The organism is Fibrobacter sp. (genome assembly GCF_045112255.1).
Lineage (GTDB): Bacteria > Fibrobacterota > Fibrobacteria > Fibrobacterales > Fibrobacteraceae > Fibrobacter.
This window is the reverse complement of sequence record NZ_JBGUHR010000006.1, coordinates 1-18352: the sequence shown is the minus strand read 5'-3', so window position 1 is coordinate 18352 and position 18352 is coordinate 1. Positions and strand designations below refer to the sequence as shown.

At 47.2% G+C, this 18352-nt stretch carries 18 protein-coding genes and 1 pseudogene; 5 read left to right on the top strand and 14 right to left on the bottom strand.

Translation table 11 applies throughout. The features are described 5' to 3' along the window. Positions 1 to 319: pseudogene (locus ACJMM9_RS00730) on the top strand (hypothetical protein); the annotation flags it as partial. Positions 320 to 384: 65 nt separating this feature from the next. Here the strand turns inward: ACJMM9_RS00730 and ACJMM9_RS00725 are convergent. Beyond that, positions 385 to 1254 (bottom strand): GGDEF domain-containing protein, encoded by an 870-nt coding sequence (locus ACJMM9_RS00725; protein WP_405322942.1) that lies wholly within the window; start codon positions 1252 to 1254, stop codon positions 385 to 387. Between the two features lie 252 nt (positions 1255 to 1506). Next, a complete protein-coding gene (locus ACJMM9_RS00720; protein ID WP_405322941.1) occupies positions 1507 to 2664 on the bottom strand; it encodes a GGDEF domain-containing protein in 1158 nt (385 codons plus the stop codon). A 140-nt stretch (positions 2665 to 2804) separates the two neighbouring features. On the opposite strand from ACJMM9_RS00720, the gene ACJMM9_RS00715 reads away from it, so the two are divergent. Then, entirely contained in the window at positions 2805 to 3641 is an 837-nt protein-coding gene (locus ACJMM9_RS00715; protein WP_405322940.1) for a tyrosine-type recombinase/integrase, read from the top strand. 24 nt (positions 3642 to 3665) lie between these two features. Here ACJMM9_RS00715 and ACJMM9_RS00710 read toward each other — a convergent pair whose 3' ends face one another. Both ACJMM9_RS00710 and ACJMM9_RS00705 read right to left on the bottom strand, forming a co-directional pair. Next, positions 3666 to 4499 carry a hypothetical protein gene (locus ACJMM9_RS00710; protein ID WP_405322938.1) on the bottom strand — a complete coding sequence of 278 codons (834 nt, stop codon included), beginning with the start codon at positions 4497 to 4499 and terminating at the stop codon, positions 3666 to 3668. Between the two features lie 125 nt (positions 4500 to 4624). Further along, positions 4625 to 6034 (bottom strand): B12-binding domain-containing radical SAM protein, encoded by a 1410-nt coding sequence (locus ACJMM9_RS00705; protein ID WP_405322936.1) that lies wholly within the window; start codon positions 6032 to 6034, stop codon positions 4625 to 4627. A 146-nt stretch (positions 6035 to 6180) separates the two neighbouring features. Between ACJMM9_RS00705 and ACJMM9_RS00700 the strand changes: the two genes are divergently transcribed. Next, positions 6181 to 6801: a toxin-antitoxin system YwqK family antitoxin gene (locus tag ACJMM9_RS00700; RefSeq protein WP_405322934.1), complete on the top strand. Its 621-nt coding sequence runs from the start codon at positions 6181 to 6183 to the stop codon at positions 6799 to 6801. A 96-nt stretch (positions 6802 to 6897) separates the two neighbouring features. Here the strand turns inward: ACJMM9_RS00700 and ACJMM9_RS00695 are convergent, their stop codons facing one another. The 6 genes from ACJMM9_RS00695 to ACJMM9_RS00670 all read right to left on the bottom strand — a co-directional run bounded on the left by ACJMM9_RS00695 (position 6898) and on the right by ACJMM9_RS00670 (position 13754). Further along, on the bottom strand, positions 6898 to 7653 hold the full coding sequence (locus ACJMM9_RS00695; RefSeq protein ID WP_405322931.1) for a DedA family protein: 756 nt from the start codon (positions 7651 to 7653) through the stop codon (positions 6898 to 6900). A 189-nt stretch (positions 7654 to 7842) separates the two neighbouring features. Continuing rightward, the gene (locus ACJMM9_RS00690; RefSeq protein WP_405322928.1) at positions 7843 to 9408 is read right to left on the bottom strand and encodes a hypothetical protein; all 1566 of its coding nucleotides are present in this window, start codon (positions 9406 to 9408) and stop codon (positions 7843 to 7845) included. A 7-nt stretch (positions 9409 to 9415) separates the two neighbouring features. Next, positions 9416 to 10090 (bottom strand): hypothetical protein, encoded by a 675-nt coding sequence (locus ACJMM9_RS00685; RefSeq protein WP_405322926.1) that lies wholly within the window; start codon positions 10088 to 10090, stop codon positions 9416 to 9418. Between the two features lie 3 nt (positions 10091 to 10093). Next, positions 10094 to 11479, bottom strand: coding sequence for a hypothetical protein (locus ACJMM9_RS00680; RefSeq protein ID WP_405322924.1), 1386 nt, complete (start codon positions 11477 to 11479; stop codon positions 10094 to 10096). Continuing rightward, positions 11479 to 13050 (bottom strand): hypothetical protein, encoded by a 1572-nt coding sequence (locus ACJMM9_RS00675; protein WP_405322922.1) that lies wholly within the window; start codon positions 13048 to 13050, stop codon positions 11479 to 11481. Before ACJMM9_RS00675 ends, ACJMM9_RS00680 begins: the two co-directional genes overlap by 1 nt. After that, complete coding sequence (locus ACJMM9_RS00670) at positions 13047 to 13754, bottom strand: hypothetical protein (RefSeq protein WP_405322920.1); 708 nt, start codon at positions 13752 to 13754, stop codon at positions 13047 to 13049. Before ACJMM9_RS00670 ends, ACJMM9_RS00675 begins: the two co-directional genes overlap by 4 nt. A gap of 62 nt (positions 13755 to 13816) precedes the next feature. Between ACJMM9_RS00670 and xseB the strand changes: the two genes are divergently transcribed. Further along, the gene (xseB, locus tag ACJMM9_RS00665) at positions 13817 to 13984 is read left to right on the top strand and encodes an exodeoxyribonuclease VII small subunit (protein WP_244263647.1); all 168 of its coding nucleotides are present in this window, start codon (positions 13817 to 13819) and stop codon (positions 13982 to 13984) included. Then, positions 13984 to 14808, top strand: coding sequence for an ABC transporter ATP-binding protein (locus tag ACJMM9_RS00660; protein WP_405322918.1), 825 nt, complete (start codon positions 13984 to 13986; stop codon positions 14806 to 14808). The genes xseB and ACJMM9_RS00660 overlap by 1 nt, the downstream gene beginning before the upstream one ends. A gap of 62 nt (positions 14809 to 14870) precedes the next feature. On the opposite strand, the gene ACJMM9_RS00655 is transcribed toward ACJMM9_RS00660, so the two are convergent. The 4 genes from ACJMM9_RS00655 to ACJMM9_RS00640 are packed head-to-tail and all read right to left on the bottom strand — an operon-like array spanning position 14871 to position 18277. Further along, positions 14871 to 15473, bottom strand: coding sequence for an ABC-type transport auxiliary lipoprotein family protein (locus tag ACJMM9_RS00655; RefSeq protein WP_405322916.1), 603 nt, complete (start codon positions 15471 to 15473; stop codon positions 14871 to 14873). A gap of 12 nt (positions 15474 to 15485) precedes the next feature. After that, positions 15486 to 16409, bottom strand: coding sequence for an MlaD family protein (locus ACJMM9_RS00650; RefSeq protein ID WP_405322914.1), 924 nt, complete (start codon positions 16407 to 16409; stop codon positions 15486 to 15488). Positions 16410 to 16421: 12 nt separating this feature from the next. Beyond that, positions 16422 to 17204: an ABC transporter ATP-binding protein gene (locus ACJMM9_RS00645; RefSeq protein ID WP_405322911.1), complete on the bottom strand. Its 783-nt coding sequence runs from the start codon at positions 17202 to 17204 to the stop codon at positions 16422 to 16424. A gap of 8 nt (positions 17205 to 17212) precedes the next feature. Continuing rightward, complete coding sequence (locus tag ACJMM9_RS00640; RefSeq protein WP_405322909.1) at positions 17213 to 18277, bottom strand: ABC transporter permease; 1065 nt, start codon at positions 18275 to 18277, stop codon at positions 17213 to 17215. Positions 18278 to 18352: the final 75 nt, after the last annotated feature.

Sequence of the window (18352 nt, the reverse complement as noted above, 5' to 3'; positions counted from 1 at the left end):
TGTGAACACGGTGTTCGAACTCTTGTTTTCGACAGCGAAATTGGCTAAATTATCGAAAGAGGAACAGAAAATGATCGATGAAGCTCAGAAAGCCAAATGGGACAACTACGCAATCCATAAGGCGGCTATTGATAGCGGCTTGCAGCAGGGTCTCGAGCAAGGTCTCAAACAAGGTCTTGAACAGGGTCGAAATCAAAGAAATCGCGAAATCGCAAAGAAAATGCTATTGAAAAACAAACCTATTGAAGAAATTACTGATTTCACTGAGCTTTCTGAAGCTGATGTCCTCGCCATTAAGGCTGATTTAGATAAGGCCTAAATTGGTTCACGCGACTATTTCAAAAAATTGCAAAAAAGACTTGGACCTGGTTCCAGGTCTTTTTATTATCTCCCTTCGCGGGATGCTTTCTTTTGCTGGTACATGTGTTCGTCAGCTGCGGCAATGACTTCGTCTTCGGTCTGTACGCCAGTTGTGCGCACGGCAAAGCCGTAGGCGGCGCTGTCGGAGATTCCTTGAATCTGAGATTTAGTGGCGTAAGTATCCAAGAACGCTTGGCTTTTTTCCTGGTCGTATTTTGGCAAAATAACGAGGAACTCGTCGCCACCCGTGCGGATGGTTTCCGCTTCTTCAGGGACCATGCTCTTTAAAAAGTTGGCGAAATTCCGTATGTATTCATCTCCCTTTTTATGTCCATAGCTGTCGTTAATTCTCTTGAGGTGGTTCAAGTCAAATATCACGTAGCTGCATGGGAGAGTGCGCTTGAAATCATCGGGATTCTTGATGAGATAGTTTTTGTTGTAAAAACCGGTCATTGCATCATGGTAACTGAGTTTTTCGAACAGCTTGTGCGAAGTGTTTTCGCTGACTTGTAACCCGGCGAAGATACATGTAATCAAGATTGTGAGGGATAAAATGTCTATGCTGAGTTCTTCTGCAAAGGCGCCTATGGCACCCGCGATAAAGGGCCAAATACAGTAAACGGCAAAAAGGATGAATGCCCGCCTGCCAAGCTGTTTGCGGTAATAGAAAATGTAACCGGTCATAATTACGCCCCAAATGCCGGTGGCAAGCCAGGAGATTACGATTTCTGTGGCGCTCCACTCTTGAGTAAGGTCATCAGATGCCAAATCAACGCCAAGTTCCAGGAAGAATATGGCGAAGCAAAGGACAACGACTATTTTGCGAAACGTTGCGTTGGGTTCAATTTTCTTGCTTTCGAGGTAGGTGAAAACGTATTGCGAAAAAAAGTACACGCACAGGGCGCTCGATAAAAAGTCAACAGTGTCTACAGCCAGAAACGCGGTTGCGGACAACTCCCATTTACTGATGTGGATGATCAAGTATGAAAAAATGACTCCAAGATAGGCGATGGTCAATCGGCTAAAATAATGACGGAGTCTTCCGTTTCTCCAATATTCAAAACGGAGGAGAACTAGAATGAGCAAAAAAATAGCTAGGCCAAAAACATCGAAACAAATATTGGCCACTTGAACAACATTGTACATCTACCCTCCGTGAGGTGTGGTTGCAGTCTCTCTTCCTTCCCGTGATGCTTTCTTTTGCGAGTACATGTGTTCGTCGGCTTCTGCAATGATTTCTTCTTCGGAATGCAGGCCTGTTGTGCGGACTGCAAAGCCGTAGGCTGCGCTTTCTGTAATTCCCTGAACCTGAGTTTGCTTGGATTCTTCAATAAAACGCTCTAGGAAGGCTTCGCATTTTGTACGGTTGAACTTGGGAATAATCACCAAAAATTCATCGCCTCCGGTGCGGATGGCTTCGGCGTTTTCGGGTAGGATCTTCTTTAAAATATTGGCGAAGTTCTGGATATATTCATCCCCTTTGTTGTGCCCATAGTTATCGTTAATTTTCTTGAGGTGGTTTAGGTCGAACATCACGTAGCTGCACGGGAGCTTGCGCTTCACGTCGTCAGGGTTCATTATCAGGTAGTTTCTGTTAAAAAGGCCTGTCATGGCATCGTTGAAGCTGAGCTTTTCGAATAATTTGAGCGAAGTGTTTTCGCTGACCTGTACACCGACAAAAAGGCAAACAATTACAAAAATTACGCTGACGATATCCACGCGGATTCCTTCGACATATGGTGCTGCCGAGCCTGCAATAAAGGGCAGAATAAAGTAGATTATAAAGAAAATGACGGTTCGTCTTCCGAACTGCTTGCGGAAATAAATGATGATTCCCGCCATAAGGATGCCCCAGATGCCGGTCGCAAGCCAAGAAACGAGAGTTTCGTTTGTTGTCCAGTCGCGGGTGATATCGCCTGTAGAAACGTCTACGATGACGTTTACTAAAAAGTCGAGGATGCATAGCGCGTAAATCGTGTAACGCATGATTTTGTGCGGTTCGCATTTCCTGTTTTCGAGGAATGCAAATACATATTTCGAAAAAAAGAAAACGCACAGCGCGCTTGAAACAAAGCTGACTAAATCGACAATGGCATAAACGGGAACCGAAAGTTCACCGTCGCAAATATGGATGATAGCGTATGTGATGATTACGCCATGGTAGGCGATAATCATGCCTGTAAAGTTATATTGAAGCCTGTCGTTACGCCAGTGACCGACCCAGAGAAGGACTAAAATGAGGAACAGGATGGAAAGGCTGAATAAGTCGATACAGATATTTATCGCCTGGATAATATCGTTCATGGCTCCCTCCGCTAAAAAAAAAATGTGCAATAAATCGTAATATAAATATAATCTATGGACGTGGGTTATTTTAAACAGAAGTCGAAATAATTGAAAAACGTGATTAAATTCAGCCCCCATTTTAAATTTATGGAGGCTTTATGCGTTTTTTGGACTGTGCGCTAAACTATCTAAAGAAAGATGCCGATGAACTCGCTCCTTTGACGGTTCGCACGTATTACTGGAATCTAAAGAAAATTTCGCTATTTGACCCAGGACTTGAATGCGAAAATGTGACTTCCGAGACGGTGCGGAATTACAAACGCCACTTGGAAACGCTCCACAACAAGGAGGCGACTGTGATCAAGGCGCTTTCGGTGTTTCGCATCTTTTGCAACAAGATGAGGGCTGATGGCATAATTCAAGGCGATCCGTTTGAAAATGTTAAAGTGGGGCGAGCCTACTCGCGTCGTGGATTTTTGACGTTGCGTGAGCTGAAACATCTTTATTTGAGTTACATGGAGTCGCATGTCGCTTTGACGCGGGCAGAAGATGACGTGATGCGCGTGTTCCTGTTCAGCTGTTTTACGGGACTCCGTTACGGGGACTTGCGTACGCTTGATGCCTCGGAAATTTTCGACTGGAAAATCCGTAAGCAAATGCACAAGACGGGCGAGGCGGTGTACATCCCGATTCCTGTGCAGGCGCGCCTTTTGCTCCCGAACCCGCTAACGTCTGGGCGTATATTTCATGTGGTGGAAAACTCGACGTTTAATCGCACACTCCGCAAAGCGGCTAAAAAGCTAGGGCATTACAAGTATGTCCATTGCCACTTGGCGCGGCATACATTTGCAACAACATGCATTACGATTGGAATCCCGCTCCCGGCAACGAGCAAACTTCTCGGCCACCGCAATTTGGATACGACACTCATTTATGCAAAATACGTCGATACGTTTTTGGACAAAGAAATGAAAAAGTTTGACCGACTGAGATAGCGCCTTTGGCGCTGTTGGCTTTGCTTAGACCGCTTCCCGCTGGGCAATGATCTCTTCAACTTTTTTGTTGATGCGGTTGTTCTCCAGCTGGTCGTGCACTGCCTGCTCGTTTGCTGTTGCGGCTTTGATGAGTTTGATGCCGAGAACGGTAAGGATAATCCACAAAATCGTACTGATGAATCGTATAGGAGTATTTAAGCTTTTAAAAGTGAGATAATTGAAAATGGGTGTTGCAATGTTGAAAATAAAGAACCATGTCAGCAACTTGTTTGATTCTGTTTTAGCTTTTATACCGAGTAATTTTAACGTGTTGCCTTGATTTTCTAATAATGCTTTAAAGACGAAGTAATTGACGACGGGGATGAAGTAGCAGATTACGGCTCCCCACGGAGCGAAAAACGTCTCTGTGAATTTGCTTTGTTCTTTATGGGCGTGATACACCCATAGCCAGTTTTTGCCGATGAAAACGAAAAAGGGGATGGAGGTGAACAAAAGGAAAAGGAATATGGTCCCCAAAGCGCTTTTAACTTCTTCGCTTACGGTTGTTCCAACTTGATAGTTCTGGAATGCGCCGAATGTCTTTACTTCTACGAAGAAGAAAAGTATGTTTAGGACTATCTGGAATTTTGTCCACGAAATGGCGCTTTTTCCGCGTCGTACGTTGTCGTCGAAAGCTCGTTCAAGTTCTGGGTCGACGAGTTCTTTGAGCGATTCCTTGTAGGCTTCTTCTTGCGCTTCGGAATCTGCGGATGAGGTCTCACATTCGTCTTGCGAAGACAAGCTTTCGTTCGGTGCGTCACACCACATGCATTTCTGCATGTCGTCATCGTATATACCTCCGCACTTCTTGCAAATCATATTGGCCTCTAGTGAATTAATTTGAATAATAAAATACAAAATAAAAAATGCCCGAGTCGTTATGGACTGCGGGCTTCTTGCGAAACTTTCGTCTCTCGTCTGTAGGGCGTAGCCCGTTCTCTCGTCTATTCTTTAATCGTCGGAGCCTGTCTTGCGACCGGAGCAAGTTCGCCATGCTTGCGGAACAGGTGCTTCACGAGCGTACCAAATCCACGGAGAACGCGGTAACGTTCACGCGGGTTCTTGATGGCCATGATGCCCTGACGGATGATATAGCTTGGACGCAGGTAGAATTCACGGCGGGCCTTATCGCAGAAGTCCACGAGAGCCTGGCTCGTGAGTTCGCCGCGCTGGATCGTGGTGCGGTGGAAACCGTCCTTGTCGAGCCACTGGCTGTAATCCTTCGACTTCAAAGCGCCGCTGGCGAGAGCTTCCTTGTAGGCTTCGGTGCCAGGGTAAGCCATGATGGGGTAGAACTGGGCCGTGTTCGGGTTCAGCTTCTTCGCATAGTCGAGCGTCATGCGGAGCGTTTCCGGAGTGTCGCCCGGGTTACCGACCATGAAGCATCCGTGAACGAGGAGTCCTGCCTTGCGGGCATTCTTCGTAAATTCAATTGCCTTGTCCGTGTTCTTCACGCCCTTGTGGATCTTTTCGAGAACCTCGGGGGAGGCGCTTTCGAAGCCCACGCACATTTCGCGGCCACCGGCCTTCTTCATGAGCTTGAGCAAGTCGAGCGGCACATCGGCGCGGGCGTTGCAGCTCCACGTAATCTTGAGATTGCGTTCCAGAATCAAGTTGCAAATCTGGCGCACGTGTTCGTGGCTTGCCGTAAACGTATCATCTTCAAAGAACACTTCGCCTAAATCTTCGAAGTTTTCCTTGATGTACTGGAGTTCGTCGACAACATCCTTCGGATCGCGGCGGCGGAACTTGTGACCGTTGAGCGTCTGCGGAATCACGCAGTAGCTGCAGTGGTTCGGACAACCACGGCCACTGAGAATCACGATGAGCGGGTTCAGGTTTGCGCCGTAGAAGTACTTCTTGTAGCAGCTGTAAAGGTGCTTGCGGTAGACCTTCGAAACCCACGGAATTTCGTTCAGGTTTTCAATCTTCGGGCCTTCGGGCTGGAAGTCCACCTTGCCTTCGGCGGTGCGGTAGGCAAGGCCTGCAAACTGACCGACGGGAGCGCCATCGCCACGGAGCGCGCGGACGAGGTTCCTACAGGTGTAGTCAGCTTCGCCAATCACCACGTAGTCCAAAGACGGTTCCATTTCCATGGATTCGAGCGGCTCGGCGGTCGCGTGCGTACCCATGATGGCAACCTTCACGTTCGGCAAAGCTTCTTTAATCGCATGGACGACCTTGAGGTCATTCAAAATACTCGGGGTGCTTGTGCTGCAAATGACAAGTTCCGGGCCGAACTTCTTAATGCCTTCGAGCGTCTGCGGAAGGTCGAGTTCCATGGCGGGACTGTCAATAAGCTGGATTTCGTTACCGTCGGCTTCACAAACGCCGGCAGCATAGCTCAAAAACATTGGCCAGTAAAGCGTACTGGACTTCGTTACGCATGGGGATCTAGATTCCCGACTGAACATCGGGTGGAAGGGGGGATTTAAAAAAGTAACGTTCATGACGCTCACAAAATACATAATCTAAAAGGATTATGCTACATTATAATGCAATGAAAAAGCGTTTTTTTACAATTTTTGCGTGTATAGTGATGGGATGCACGGCAATCCCGGCTTTTGCGGCGCCAAAGTCCAACAATATGGCTCTTGATACGGTCCGTATGACATTTGATGACGGACGTGTGGCGCGAATTTACACGGTCAAAAAGGGTACTGACGTGCGCGAGGGGGTAGCTCTTTCGTACCATCCGAATGGGAAATTAGCCGTTGAAGCTCCGTATAGGGATGGCAAGTTGGATGGGGTTTTACGTTCGTACGATGAAAACGGGATGCCACTTGAAACTGTTGGCTATATGGATGGGGAAGAAGAGGGCTTTAGCATTATTTATTACCAAAACGGCAAAAAGAAACGCCGCGAATCTTACCATCGCGGAGTTCTGAATGGCATGTCCGAAGAATGGTATGAAAATGGAAAGCTCTATCGCCAAATTCCATTTGATAATGGACAAATTCACGGAGTCTTTAAAGTGTATGACGAAATGGGATTTCTGACGGAGGATATGAATTTCGTTCGCGGTATCCGCAATGGCCTTTACCACCGCTACACTTTTGGCAAGGTTACTCTAGAAGCGGAATTCCAGAATAACCGCTGCGTCAAGAATTGCAATTTTTAGTCATTGGTCATTGGTCGTTAGTCATTAGTTATATAGGTGCGCTGAAAGCGCCAAACTTAAAACTGATTACTAATAACTAACAACTAATGACTGCCCTCACTTTTTCTTTGGCTTTACAGCGCTCCAGACCATGTAGCCGATAAAGAGAATACCGAATCCAAGCAATGCAATGGCAAGTTCGGAGTTGTACTTTTCGATAATGTCCTTTTGTCCGTGGGCAAAGTAGCCGAGCAGAGCGAGGACGCAGTTCCAGATGGCAGCGCCGAGGAACGTGTAGAGTGTGAACGGGGCGAGCTTCATCTTGGCAAGGCCCGCCGGAATCGAAATCAGCTGGCGGATGACGGTGATGAGGCGGCCGACGAACGTTGAAATGGCGCCGTGTTCGCGGAAGTAGTTTTCGGCCTTTTCGACCTTTTCGACATCGAGCAGCAAGAAGTGCCCGAGGCGGCTGTCGGCGAACTTGTAGATAATCGGGCGTCCGAGAATCTTTGCGAGATAGTAGTTGATGTAGGCGCCGATGAGAGCGCCGAATGTCGCAAACAGGACGATGAGTGCGATGTTGAGGCCGGAACCCGGCTGCAAAGCCTTGTAAGCGGCGGGCGGCACGACAAGTTCAGACGGGAACGGAATGAACGAGCTTTCAATCGCCATCAAGAGTGTGATGGTGCCGTAGTTCAAGTTGTCATTGTACCAGTCGATAATTTGGTTGTAAATCCCTGTCGATTTTGCTGTATCGGCTGCGGTGCTTGCGAGAGCGCCTGCAGCGTCTACAGAAACTGTATCGGCTGCGAATGAAAAAGCGGTAAAGAGAAGAGCTAAGGCAATTGTTGTTTTAAAGGCTGTATTTTTCATTGGGTCAAATTTAGAAATTTAAAAAATAAATTTTTTGATTTTATTATAAAAGTCGTTTTTTTTAATATGAAAAAGTATGTCATGCGGGCGGGGCCCCAGCTCGGAGTTGCGAAGGCCGCACGGGCCCCTCCCTGCACCCTCCCCATCCTTGGCCGACGCTTTTTTTAATAATAATTGCTGTTATTGATGTTAGAAATAGAAGTAGAGGCCGACGCCGAGGAGGGCGGCGCCTGTTCCTAGTAAAATGCCGCCTGCGATGGCCTTGTTGTCACCCTGATCGACGAGCTTCTTGTTCTTTTTGACTTTGTCCTGATAATTCTTGCCCTTGACAGCTCCAGGAATTTTAAGGTCTTTCTTGATTTCGTCGGCGTCGTTGTAGTCCAGGTGGGCAAAGTACATCATCAAGGATCCGATGAGGATTGTCCCTGCCGCACCTCCAATAAACGCTTCCCCAAGAGTTTGCATTTTTTTATCGTGTAGCCATTTCTTTTGCTTTTCGATTTCATCGAAATTGGTCAGCTTTTCAAGATCTATGCTTAAGTCGATTTGTGAAACGGGGGCGACAAAGAAGCTTATAAGCGTGTCTCGGTAGCCCGCTTTGCGGATTAAAAGACTGTCTGTTCCCATGTTGTATGCCGGGAATTTATCTGGAGTTTGGGCTATCGCTTTGGAACGTTTTGTAATAGGCGAATTTGCCTTGTAGATGTTCGCCCCTTCGGGGAATGTGAGAATCCTGATTTCGGGGGCTACGCGCTTGAGCTTGAGTGAGACATGGACGGTGTCGCCTGGTAGTGGTATAATGTTTGTGCTTGCGCCCCAGAGGTGCCGATCGACGTTCCAGTATGCATGCACCGTAAATTTGGCTGTATCCGTGGTGACAAATGTGCAGGGTGATTTGCATATGGCTTCATCGTCTACGCGTGAAATTGTAGCCCCGTCGGGGTCCGTCTCGATATGGATATAAGATCTGTCCTTCTTTGTTTTTATAGTCTCTTTGCCTTGTGCGTCCAAGAGTTGGTTCTTTAATTTGTTGTTTGTAATGGCGTCGCTGAAAGCACTTTCCCTTGATACGTTTACGCTTGCTCTATGCAGCATTGGAAGGGAGTCTTCGTAGAAAGCGTGTGTCAAGTTCAATGTCAAGCTGTCTGTCTTGATGTTGGAAACGATTTCTCCGAGATAGATGGACTTGAATCCGTGGGAAGCGAGTTCGCTTTGGATGCAGATGTTGTCATCGCAGTTTTGAATATCGCTTTTACGCATGATTTGCAGGTTCTCGCCGGATTCCATCAAAATGCGGGCTGTTAGCGCTGTGAACTGATCGGCTATGCTTTGCGAGACACCTTCGGTCGTGTAGGCGATAAGAACTGTTTTGTGCGGCTGTTGGACCTTTTTTTCGGTTGTTACAGAATCTTGTTTAGGGACCTCGACGGTGTCTGCTTTTGCAACTGTAGCGCTAGAAAGAGCAGTTGCCGAACTCGAGGCTACAGAACTCGAACTAGGTATGATTTGCGGAGATCCATTTAGCAGATCGTTCCCGTGCTCATCGATAATTTTCTTGAATTGCTTTTTGGCAATTTTTACAACGGTAAATTTATTCTGGATGTAGCCGCCGAGGCTTACGGTATCGTTTTCGATGCCTAGGAACTTTGCTCGTTGATGGGTGCCAGACAGCAGTTCGACATCCACAAAAATCCCTTCGGAATCTGCGAAGGCGGCTGTTAAAGCGAATGCGATAAGTAAGAAGATCTTTTTCATGTTCTACCTAAAATGAAAGGACGAATCCTGCGGTGAGAAATGTTAAACCTGTAAAAAAGAAAATTCCAGAGACCGTTTTGGCGGTTTGTGCGCTACCTTTATGATCTTTAAAATTCATCTTGTGCTCATCGTATTTTTCGTTCATAAAGTGAGTATGCTCCATTGCCTTTTTGTGGTCCTTGGCTTTGCTTATATTGTATAGCGAAACTATTGCTGAAATCCCGCTGATCGTAAAAGGTGCAATGGATGCCCATCGTAGGTAACTCCCGAGGATGCGCTTGTTTCTGTGTTTCATAAGCTTTTGGTTGTTCTCGATGGTTTCTTCGTCATACGTCTGGCGTAGTGCTACAATTATGAAAGACGTGTCTTTTTTAGACAGCTTGATGTTTATAGTCGTATCGGCGTAATCTGGATGGAAAAATGAAACAATTACATTGTCATCTCCGCTAGAGACGGGGATGAACGCTGGCGAAACGTAATTGGGCCTGCTTGCGAAATCTGGCTGTAAAGTGCCAGTGAACAAATCGACCGTCGAAGGGTTTGTTGCTATATGCAGATAACGGGTGATGCTTTTTTGCTGAGTGCTTTTGAGTGTGTCCTGTAGGGAGTCCTGCTGTCCAAAGGAAATATTGCAAAGTGTAAAAAGCAAAATGAAAATGATGGAGGTTTTGTTTGATGTCATCGCTTATTCCTCCGTTTTTGAAAATGGTCCTGTAATTTTTGTTTCAGTACCATTGACTTTGATTTTCCAATAAACATTGGGAGCCTTGTTACGAGCATAGTCTTCGGCTTTTATGACAAGATTGCATTCTTTTTTGCAAGTGTTCGGTATCGATAGTATGTGGTTTTCGAATTTTGTTTGTAAAGAATCGTTGTTGACGAATGCTTGAATTTTTGAAGCGTTGACGCCTGCGCCATTATCGAAAATGAAAAATCTTAGAGCTGAATTAGTTGGAACCACAGTCTCGACAGGAACCATATTCGGCTTGACTTTGTCACGCAAGAACAGTGTGTCTGTCGTTGTTTTTGTGCTGGGCGCCAAATCAATCATCATGGAATCACAGCCGAATTCTGTACGGATGCTGTCGCAAACGACAATTTTGATATTTGATTGAGGCAAAAGCTCTTTGCGGATGACGGTATTGGCTTTAGCATTGGATATTCTAAAGAGTGTATCTCCTGTGGCCGAAATGATGGCCCCGTTCAGCGAGGCTTTCTCGGGATACTGATCAAATTGGCATGCGACAGGAATTTCGATGATGGCATTTTCGCTGTTGTGCAGCTTTGTCGAAAAGCTGAAGACTTCGCTAAATGCGTGTTCTACGGATCCTCTACCATTTTTGATGGATGCTTCTACACCCCAATAAATTGTGGAACTTTCTATGTCGTGGTTGATGGAATCCCCTTTTTCGTTGATGTATAAATCAAGTTCTCCGAGCAAGTTGGCGCCTTCGGAACAGCTGGTGTTGCCTAGTGGGGCGCCCCAGACGGAATCTATGTCATAGCTTGCGTAAACGGTGCAAAAAGAGGTTTCCCAGGGATCGATGCCAGAAACATTCCACGAAAGCTCAAGACCGTTTGCATTTTTCCCGTCAACTTGGTTGTAGTTGTTTGCAGGTGTCTGGAGAGAAACGGTGGACGGCATATTTACGTAAATTGTGGCACCCGTTCGAATGGTATCTCCGATATGGTCTACAGTTTCGAACGTGACTTTGTGAATCCCAGCCTTGTCAAAGCTTTGGTAAACCGTAGATGCGTTTACGTCCTTGTTGTCGATTAGCCATCTGTGTGTGTTGTAATACGGAGTCGACTCTTCTGAGGAAATGTAATTTCCATCAAGGGAATAGATGCCGCATATTTTGATTTTTTCGTTGACATTGACAAAGAATTCATCGGATGGATGGTAGCGCTTGCTTTCGTATGGATTTCCGTAATAGCTTTCTGGAACCACAAAAATAGATTGCGTTATTTCGGGAATGTCCGATGAATTTATTTTGGAATCAGTGCAGGCGATAAGCAAAAGTGATGCTGTTGCTAAGACTGCTGAAATCGGAAAAATTTTGTGGTACATTATTCTTCCTCCTTCGATGTGGCTTTAGTAACAGTGAGTGTCCAGTTTTTGCTTTGCTGCATGCCGTTTTTGTAAATGACGGTGGATTGTATTGTCTGCTCAGGTTCAAAAAGGCTTGCTTCAAGGTTTGCCGTATATGTGTTGCTTTTTGATCCTGGAATTGAAATGATCGACTTGTTTTGAGTGATGTTGAAAAACCTTATGGTATCTACTTTGAGATCGAATGGGTTGTGGTCTATGACGAAAAAGTCAATAGATTCATTGTTTGCAATTGTTGTGTCGTTGTTTGTCTCAAACCAGAATGTGCTTGGCATGATATAGAATGATTTTTTAGCTGAATTTTGGCTTCGGTCCATTGCTGAAATGTTGAGAATTCTGTAGGCCCAGCTCTGGTCTGTTTTTTTGAGAATCACCGTTAAAATGCTGTCTTTGTATGTCTTGTCTACAACGGGTTCGCCTTCCAGGTTGACGGAAATATTTTGTAGTGAAATGGCTTCTCCTCCATCTTTGACGATGAACTGGAGTGTGTCGGCGTAGGCGATGGTGTCGTGACTGGAGTAGGCTTTAATAACAGGCGCAATTGAATCGATGAGTTTTATAGACCTTGCGGTTGTTACAAAACCTTCGTTAATGCAGATGTCCTTGTAGATTTCTTTAAAGTCCGGATAGTCGGAACTTACCACTAAATGGTAGTCACCTGCGGGAATACTTCCCAATGAAATTTCATTGTTCGTCTTTGAAACGGAAAGGTTGTAATGGATGGATGCGTCTTTGTTGCGGGTGTTCTGTAAAGATAAATGGATTGGAACTGCTGTCGCGTTTCCGATGTCGATGGTCGAGCTAAATGAACCTTCGCCAGGAAGACCCTTTGTGAAAAAGAATGATTCGATTTTTTCTTCTGAAATAAGGCCGTATTCGTTGATGGCTTGAACGGTCCAATTGTATTTTTTTAATGGATTCAGCTTGTTGTGGTATATGAAATGCGGTTCTGTTAAAATGGTGTCGATTGTTGTGAATGTAGATTTTGCATTTGCATAGCTTTGTTCGCTTAGGGAAAATGAGTATCGGTGCGCAAGTTTAATCCCTTCGGTCTTTGCACTCCATGTAAAGTAAATGGCTTCGTAGGGGTCGATTGCTTGTGTCCCTTCGGCTGGCGTAAAGGTGCTGTCGTTTAATGTTGGGCTTGGCGCAATCCAGATTTCTAGCGAGTCATAGTGCATGTCTCCGAAGTAATCTTTTAGCATGAATGTGAATTTGTGGTACCCAGGTTCTGTAATTTGCTTTTTGAAATTGTATTCCGAAGAACAATATTTCCCGTCCATCAACCATTGGTAATCTTGAACTTTGATGACTTTGTTTGGACTGATTGTGGTAATGAAAAAAATGGTGTCGTTGATGTTGAATGTATCTGCCTTGACGATTTTCGAATAGTCCGTCATGGAGTTCGAAAGAGTTGTTTCAACTTTGATATCGACTGCTTGTGCGGCATCGAATAAATGGTCGTCAGAATTGAAGCAGGACTGGAGCAGAAATGCTGTAACAGCAATGAGGAATCCTTTTAAGAAATTCATTTTGCCTCCAGAGTGTCAACGACATAAAAACTTTTATAGGCGATCGTGTCTGAGTCTCCGTATAAATCGCGGACAATGATGCGGAATGAGTGTTTCCCGGCTTTGAAGCCGGATTGCTTGACTTGCATAAGGGTTCCGACATCGTATTGCGTACTGTCAATTTCTAGAATGTGGAACAGAGTGTCGCCGTTGGCCAAATCCATATCCAGACTGTACCACTCGAATAAAAATGCAGATTCTTTTGTCCCGTAGAGTGTATCGCCATTTACGGGAATTGTAGAATCTGAAAGGACTGGGGCGGTGTTGATGATGACTGAAAATTCGTAAGTCTGCTTGTTGCCTTCTTTATCGCTTACTATGAGTTTATTTGGAATCGTGCTTTCGGAACGGCTAGGATAAAAAGTGAACTGTTCCCCTTTTTGAAGTAGGCTGTCTTTCCCTTCAAATGTGTAGTACCATTTGAACGAGAGGTCCTTCTGCAATTTTTCAGGTTCGACGGTTGCTAAAATGGTTGCTGAATCTGACGGGTGCACCTTGAGAACGGTTGAGTAGTCGCCCTTGTCTTGCTTGATTTTGATGCTTACGGATTCGACGGGTTGTAAATCGTCTGGATCGCTGGGGGCGTCGAGACAACCAGCAAGAAATACGCCTAAAAGGGCGATGGTTACAAAAAGGGGGAATGTGGAACGGTAGAACAAATTCATTTGAATTAAATCTAACTATATTCGTGAATATGAGTGCGCAAAATTTTGAATATAAAAACGCAATGACGCGTTTAGAAGAAATTCTTTCGAAAATCGACAATTCCGAGATGGAAATAGATGAACTTGCTGTTGAGGTTCAAGAGGCTACGCAGCTTTTGCGCAAGTGTAGGCAGATTTTGATTGCGACCGAAAAGAATGTTCAGGACGCTCTTGCTGAGTTGGATGGTTGATGAATACCGAAAAATTTGATAGTACGGTTCCTGCTATCGAGGTAAACGGGCTTACGGTCAAGTTCCCGATTCGCGGGGGCGTTTTTAGCAAGGTCAAGGATTATTTCACTGCCGTAGACAATGTCTCGTTCACGCTCCCGCAAGGGAAGATTCTTTCGATCGTGGGGGAGTCTGGGTGCGGAAAGTCGACTCTCGTGAAGTCTTTAGTAGGGCTTGTGCCGGTTTCTAGCGGTAAAGTTAATTTGTTTGGACTGCCGGTGAATGGCGGCAAAGCAGGGACCGGGAAGGATTTTGTGCGCGTTTCGGACCTGGTGCAGATGATTTTCCAGGATCCGTTCAGCAGCTTGAACCCGCGCCAGACAGTGACAGAAATCTTGACGGCGCCTGTGATTGCCCGCGGCGTTCCGTATGACGAGGCTTGCGCCCGTGCGGTAGAACTTCTGGACCGCGTTTCGCTCCCGGCAGGGGCGATGGACAAGTTCCCGCATGAATTCTCGGGTGGTCAGCGCCAGCGCTTGTGCATTGCGCGTAGCTTGATGGTGCGCCCGAAGGTGCTGCTCTGTGACGAAGTGACGAGTGCCTTGGATGTTTCGGTGCAGGCGCAGATTCTGCATTTGCTTGACGATTTGCGGAATGAACTTGGACTCAGTATCCTCTTTATCAGCCACGATATGCAGGTGGTTCGCGCGCTAAGCGATGAAGTGCTGGTGATGTACTTTGGACATGCTGTAGAACATGGTCCCGCTGATGAAGTCCTCAAGAATCCGCAAAACGACTATACGAGAAAATTGCTGGCGAGCGTCCCGACAATTCGTCGAGATTAGACGCAAAAAAAGCCCACTTTGTGGGCTTAATTGACTCGTCATGGGGCAAGGCCCGCGATTTATTACTTCACTTTCGCGATGTTTTCCAAAGCGTCCTGCATGTACTTGGCGTAGAGCTTCGAGAGCGCTTCTGCTGCAGAATGTGCGTCGCGCTTGCTCATGCTCTGGCGTTCGTCGTAGCGCTTTTCCCACAGCGGCGCATCTTCGCCGGCCTTGCGGAACGTGAGCTGCACGGCGAGGTGGGCTTCTTGCGAATCGCCTTCGTCGATTTCTTCGATTGCATCGACATTGCCGAGCAGTTCAAAGTCCGGCTTGCCCATCGGCTTCAAGTCCACAGACTTGAACATGTTGCTCTTGACCAGGTATTCGCCTGCGACCTGCGTGAGAATCTGTTCTGGACGAGTGGCCCACAGATCACGGTTGTAGAACATAAAATCGTACGGCGATTCGCGGTAGACGATGTTTGTGCGCTGGTAGGCTGGGTCGATCGTAAATTTCTTGACGTGCACACGGGTGTCGCTTGATGCACCCGAGGTCGAAATGGATTCCGCAGAAATTGTGTAGTAGCGGGATGGTTCGGTCGATCCGCCGCCACAACCTGTGAGCGCGAATACTGAAAGGAGTGCGGCAACAGCCAAAAAACGATTTGCTTTAAAAATGCGCATGGTATCTCCTTATTAACGACCGCTCTTGGCTTCAGAGCGGATAAGTGCGGACGGGTTGTTCTTGATTTTCTGGGTAAATTCTTCGAGGTTTTCGAGAATCACGTTGAGTTCATCTATGGCGTTTCCGACCTGGTCTTCGTTCTTGTAGACAATCGCGTCCACGCGCTGAGTGAGCTTGTTCATCGATTCGGCGGTCTGCATCAGGTTGTCGTTCAAGCCCTTGGTGTCGATTGCTTCAAGCTTTTCCTTGAGTACCGTGAGATTCTGTTCGGTCTTCGCGGCGAGCTTTGCTTCTTCGATTTCTGCAAGAATCTTCTGTAGCGAAGTGGCGGACTTGCTCATCGTCTTGAGTGGCTTGCCGAGGTCATCAGTCAAATGGCTCAGGTTTGCAGTCGTCTTTTCGAGATTCTTGAGCGTACGCGTAATGGTTTCCGCGTTGTCCGGGGTGAGCAAGATGGAAAGTCCGTCAACAATCGGCGTGACCTTGCCGAAGAGGTCGCCCACCTGGCCCGTAATCTGGTCGAACATAGATGTGGCTGCTGGTACGAGTCCGCCTTCAGGGACGTTCGGTTCGCTGAAAGATCCTCCCGAGAGGATCACCTGCTTTTCGCCGGTGAGGTTCATGCCTGCGGTCATGCCGGCGCGTGTGCCGATCTTGATCGGGGTTCCGCGCTGCACCTTGAATTCAACGACGACCTGGTTCAAGTCCTTCTCGTTGATGGTAATGTTCGTGACGCTACCGACGGCAATACCGTTCAGTTTCACCTTGGCATCGACAAAAAGCCCGTTCACGTCCGTGTCGAAAATGGTATAGTAGTTGTCGTATTGTTCGCTCAGATAACGCTTGAGCACGTAACCCAGGAATACGCAAATAAGTACTCCGCAAAAGAGCATAAATGCGCCAAGTTTTATTCTTTCGGATCGGGTGGTTTCCATTATTTCTCCAACTCAATCAATAAAATCAAAGTGGTAAAAGTCTTCGGCATTGTATTCTTTCGGGCACTGCCTATTGAAGAAATGCCTGAGGATGGGATCGTCGGATTCCATGCCTTCTTTCAAAGTCGCATCTTTCAGGACGTAGCCGTCCTTGAGGTACACAAAGCGGTCGCAGACAATCTTGATGCTTTCAAGTTCGTGGCTCACGATCACCATCGAGACGCCAAGCGTATCGCGCAGTTCGAGGAGCAGCTCGTCGAGCGAACGGGCGGTCACCGGGTCAAGGCCTGTGGACGGTTCATCGCAGAACAGGAGTTCTGGCTTGAGCGCAATCGCGCGGGCGAGTGCGGCACGCTTTTTCATACCGCCAGAAATCTCGCCGGGGAACTTGTGGAACGCGTGGAGCAGGTGCACCTTTTCGAGGCGGTCAGCAACGATCGCTTCCATCTGGCTCTTGGGCATGTAGGGCATGCTGCGCTTGAGCGGGAGCATCGCGTTTTCGGCGACGGTCAAGTCCGCAAGCAGAGCGCCACTCTGGAAGAGTACTCCGGTGCGCATGCGCGTTTCGCTGTCGAGACCTTCCTTGGGACCGAACGACTTTCCGAAGTACGTGATTGTACCCGCATCGGACTTGATGAACTTGAGCACGTTGTTTAATAGCGTCGACTTACCGCAGCCGGAACTGCCGAGCACCATGCGGATTTCGCCCTTCTTGACACCAAACGAAATATCCTTGAGGATAGTCTCGTTGCCGTAGCTCGCTTTCAAATGGTCAACTTTTAGAATTTCGTCCATATTGACCTCTAGTAGAAAATGAAGGCGAAAAGGGTATCCGAAATCACGATCGTGCAAATCGCAGCCACGACACTGGACGTGGTCGCCTTACCGACCGCTTCTGCACCGCCATGGGCGTTGAGGCCCTTGTTGCAGGCGATGAGCGTTACAATCCAGCCAAATACAAGCGCCTTGATTGTGCTTTTGAGGAACGTCATCGGGTCGATGCCGTCGCGAAGCCCCATCATGTAGTTCGAGAAAGAAATATCGCAGAAGAAATACGCAATGAGGAATCCGGCGAAACTACCGACGATGGACGCGCTAAACGAGAGGATCGGCGTCGTGATGCTCAAGGCGATAAAACGCGGGACCACGAGGTACTGCACCGGCGGGATGGCCATGGACTTTAGAGCCTTGACTTCTTCGCAGACGCTCATGTTTGCAATTTCTGCCGCCATGGCGCTACCGGAACGCCCTGCCAAAATAATCGTCGTGAGGAGCGGGCCGATTTCTGCAAAAATGAGGAACCCAAGCCCCGAAGCGAGGTAAGAGCCGCCGCCGACCGCATTCAGCATCACCGAACTTTGGAGAGCCATCGTAAGGCAGATGAGGCCCACGAACAAGAAGCAAATGCCCATGGCTTCACTGCCCGACTTGAACATCTGCTTCGTGATACCGCCAAAGTGGATTTTACCTTTGTCGAACGGTCCGACAAGCGTCCAGTAAATTGCCGTAAAGAGCAAAACGAGGACTTCGAAGACTTCCTTGAGCAGCGAAAAACCGGCACCACCCATCATTTCGAGGATGTTGTTGGTTTCGCGCTGCGGCTTCTCGGGTGGAGCCATCTTGCGGAGGTTCTGCAAATGCTGCTTGATTTCAGGCGAAAAATGCTCGAGGACGAGTTTGTTGCCCGTCTTTTCGGAAAGTTCCGCTAAAAGTGCAAAAAAGGCATCGGCGCTATAGTCCATCGAGGCTAGGCTTGATCCGTCCAGATGAAGCTCCCCTTTGGTGAGTGCACTCCTGCAACTCGAAAGCAGCTTTTTGCTGTTCGCGGCAGTGAGAGCGCTAGGTAAAACTATCGATGTCGTTTCCATTGCGCGACAATTTAGAAAAAATTTGGCTTGTCGCCATAGGGCTATATTTAAAATCAATAATGTACGTTATGCGGG

Coding starts and splice junctions, on each gene's coding strand:
- ACJMM9_RS00715 (WP_405322940.1), top strand. CDS start 2,805: ATGCGTTTTTTGGACTGTGCGCTAAACTATCTAAAGAAAGATGCCGAT.
- ACJMM9_RS00650 (WP_405322914.1), bottom strand. CDS start 16,409: ATGGAAACCACCCGATCCGAAAGAATAAAACTTGGCGCATTTATGCTC.
- ACJMM9_RS00640 (WP_405322909.1), bottom strand. CDS start 18,277: ATGGAAACGACATCGATAGTTTTACCTAGCGCTCTCACTGCCGCGAAC.
- ACJMM9_RS00690 (WP_405322928.1), bottom strand. CDS start 9,408: ATGAAAAAGATCTTCTTACTTATCGCATTCGCTTTAACAGCCGCCTTC.
- ACJMM9_RS00680 (WP_405322924.1), bottom strand. CDS start 11,479: ATGTACCACAAAATTTTTCCGATTTCAGCAGTCTTAGCAACAGCATCA.
- ACJMM9_RS00705 (WP_405322936.1), bottom strand. CDS start 6,034: ATGTTTTTGAGCTATGCTGCCGGCGTTTGTGAAGCCGACGGTAACGAA.
- ACJMM9_RS00670 (WP_405322920.1), bottom strand. CDS start 13,754: ATGAATTTGTTCTACCGTTCCACATTCCCCCTTTTTGTAACCATCGCC.
- ACJMM9_RS00675 (WP_405322922.1), bottom strand. CDS start 13,050: ATGAATTTCTTAAAAGGATTCCTCATTGCTGTTACAGCATTTCTGCTC.
- xseB (WP_244263647.1), top strand. CDS start 13,817: ATGACGCGTTTAGAAGAAATTCTTTCGAAAATCGACAATTCCGAGATG.
- ACJMM9_RS00710 (WP_405322938.1), bottom strand. CDS start 4,499: ATGATTTGCAAGAAGTGCGGAGGTATATACGATGACGACATGCAGAAA.
- ACJMM9_RS00695 (WP_405322931.1), bottom strand. CDS start 7,653: ATGAAAAATACAGCCTTTAAAACAACAATTGCCTTAGCTCTTCTCTTT.
- ACJMM9_RS00655 (WP_405322916.1), bottom strand. CDS start 15,473: ATGCGCATTTTTAAAGCAAATCGTTTTTTGGCTGTTGCCGCACTCCTT.
- ACJMM9_RS00685 (WP_405322926.1), bottom strand. CDS start 10,090: ATGACATCAAACAAAACCTCCATCATTTTCATTTTGCTTTTTACACTT.
- ACJMM9_RS00720 (WP_405322941.1), bottom strand. CDS start 2,664: ATGAACGATATTATCCAGGCGATAAATATCTGTATCGACTTATTCAGC.
- ACJMM9_RS00660 (WP_405322918.1), top strand. CDS start 13,984: ATGAATACCGAAAAATTTGATAGTACGGTTCCTGCTATCGAGGTAAAC.
- ACJMM9_RS00700 (WP_405322934.1), top strand. CDS start 6,181: ATGAAAAAGCGTTTTTTTACAATTTTTGCGTGTATAGTGATGGGATGC.
- ACJMM9_RS00645 (WP_405322911.1), bottom strand. CDS start 17,204: ATGGACGAAATTCTAAAAGTTGACCATTTGAAAGCGAGCTACGGCAAC.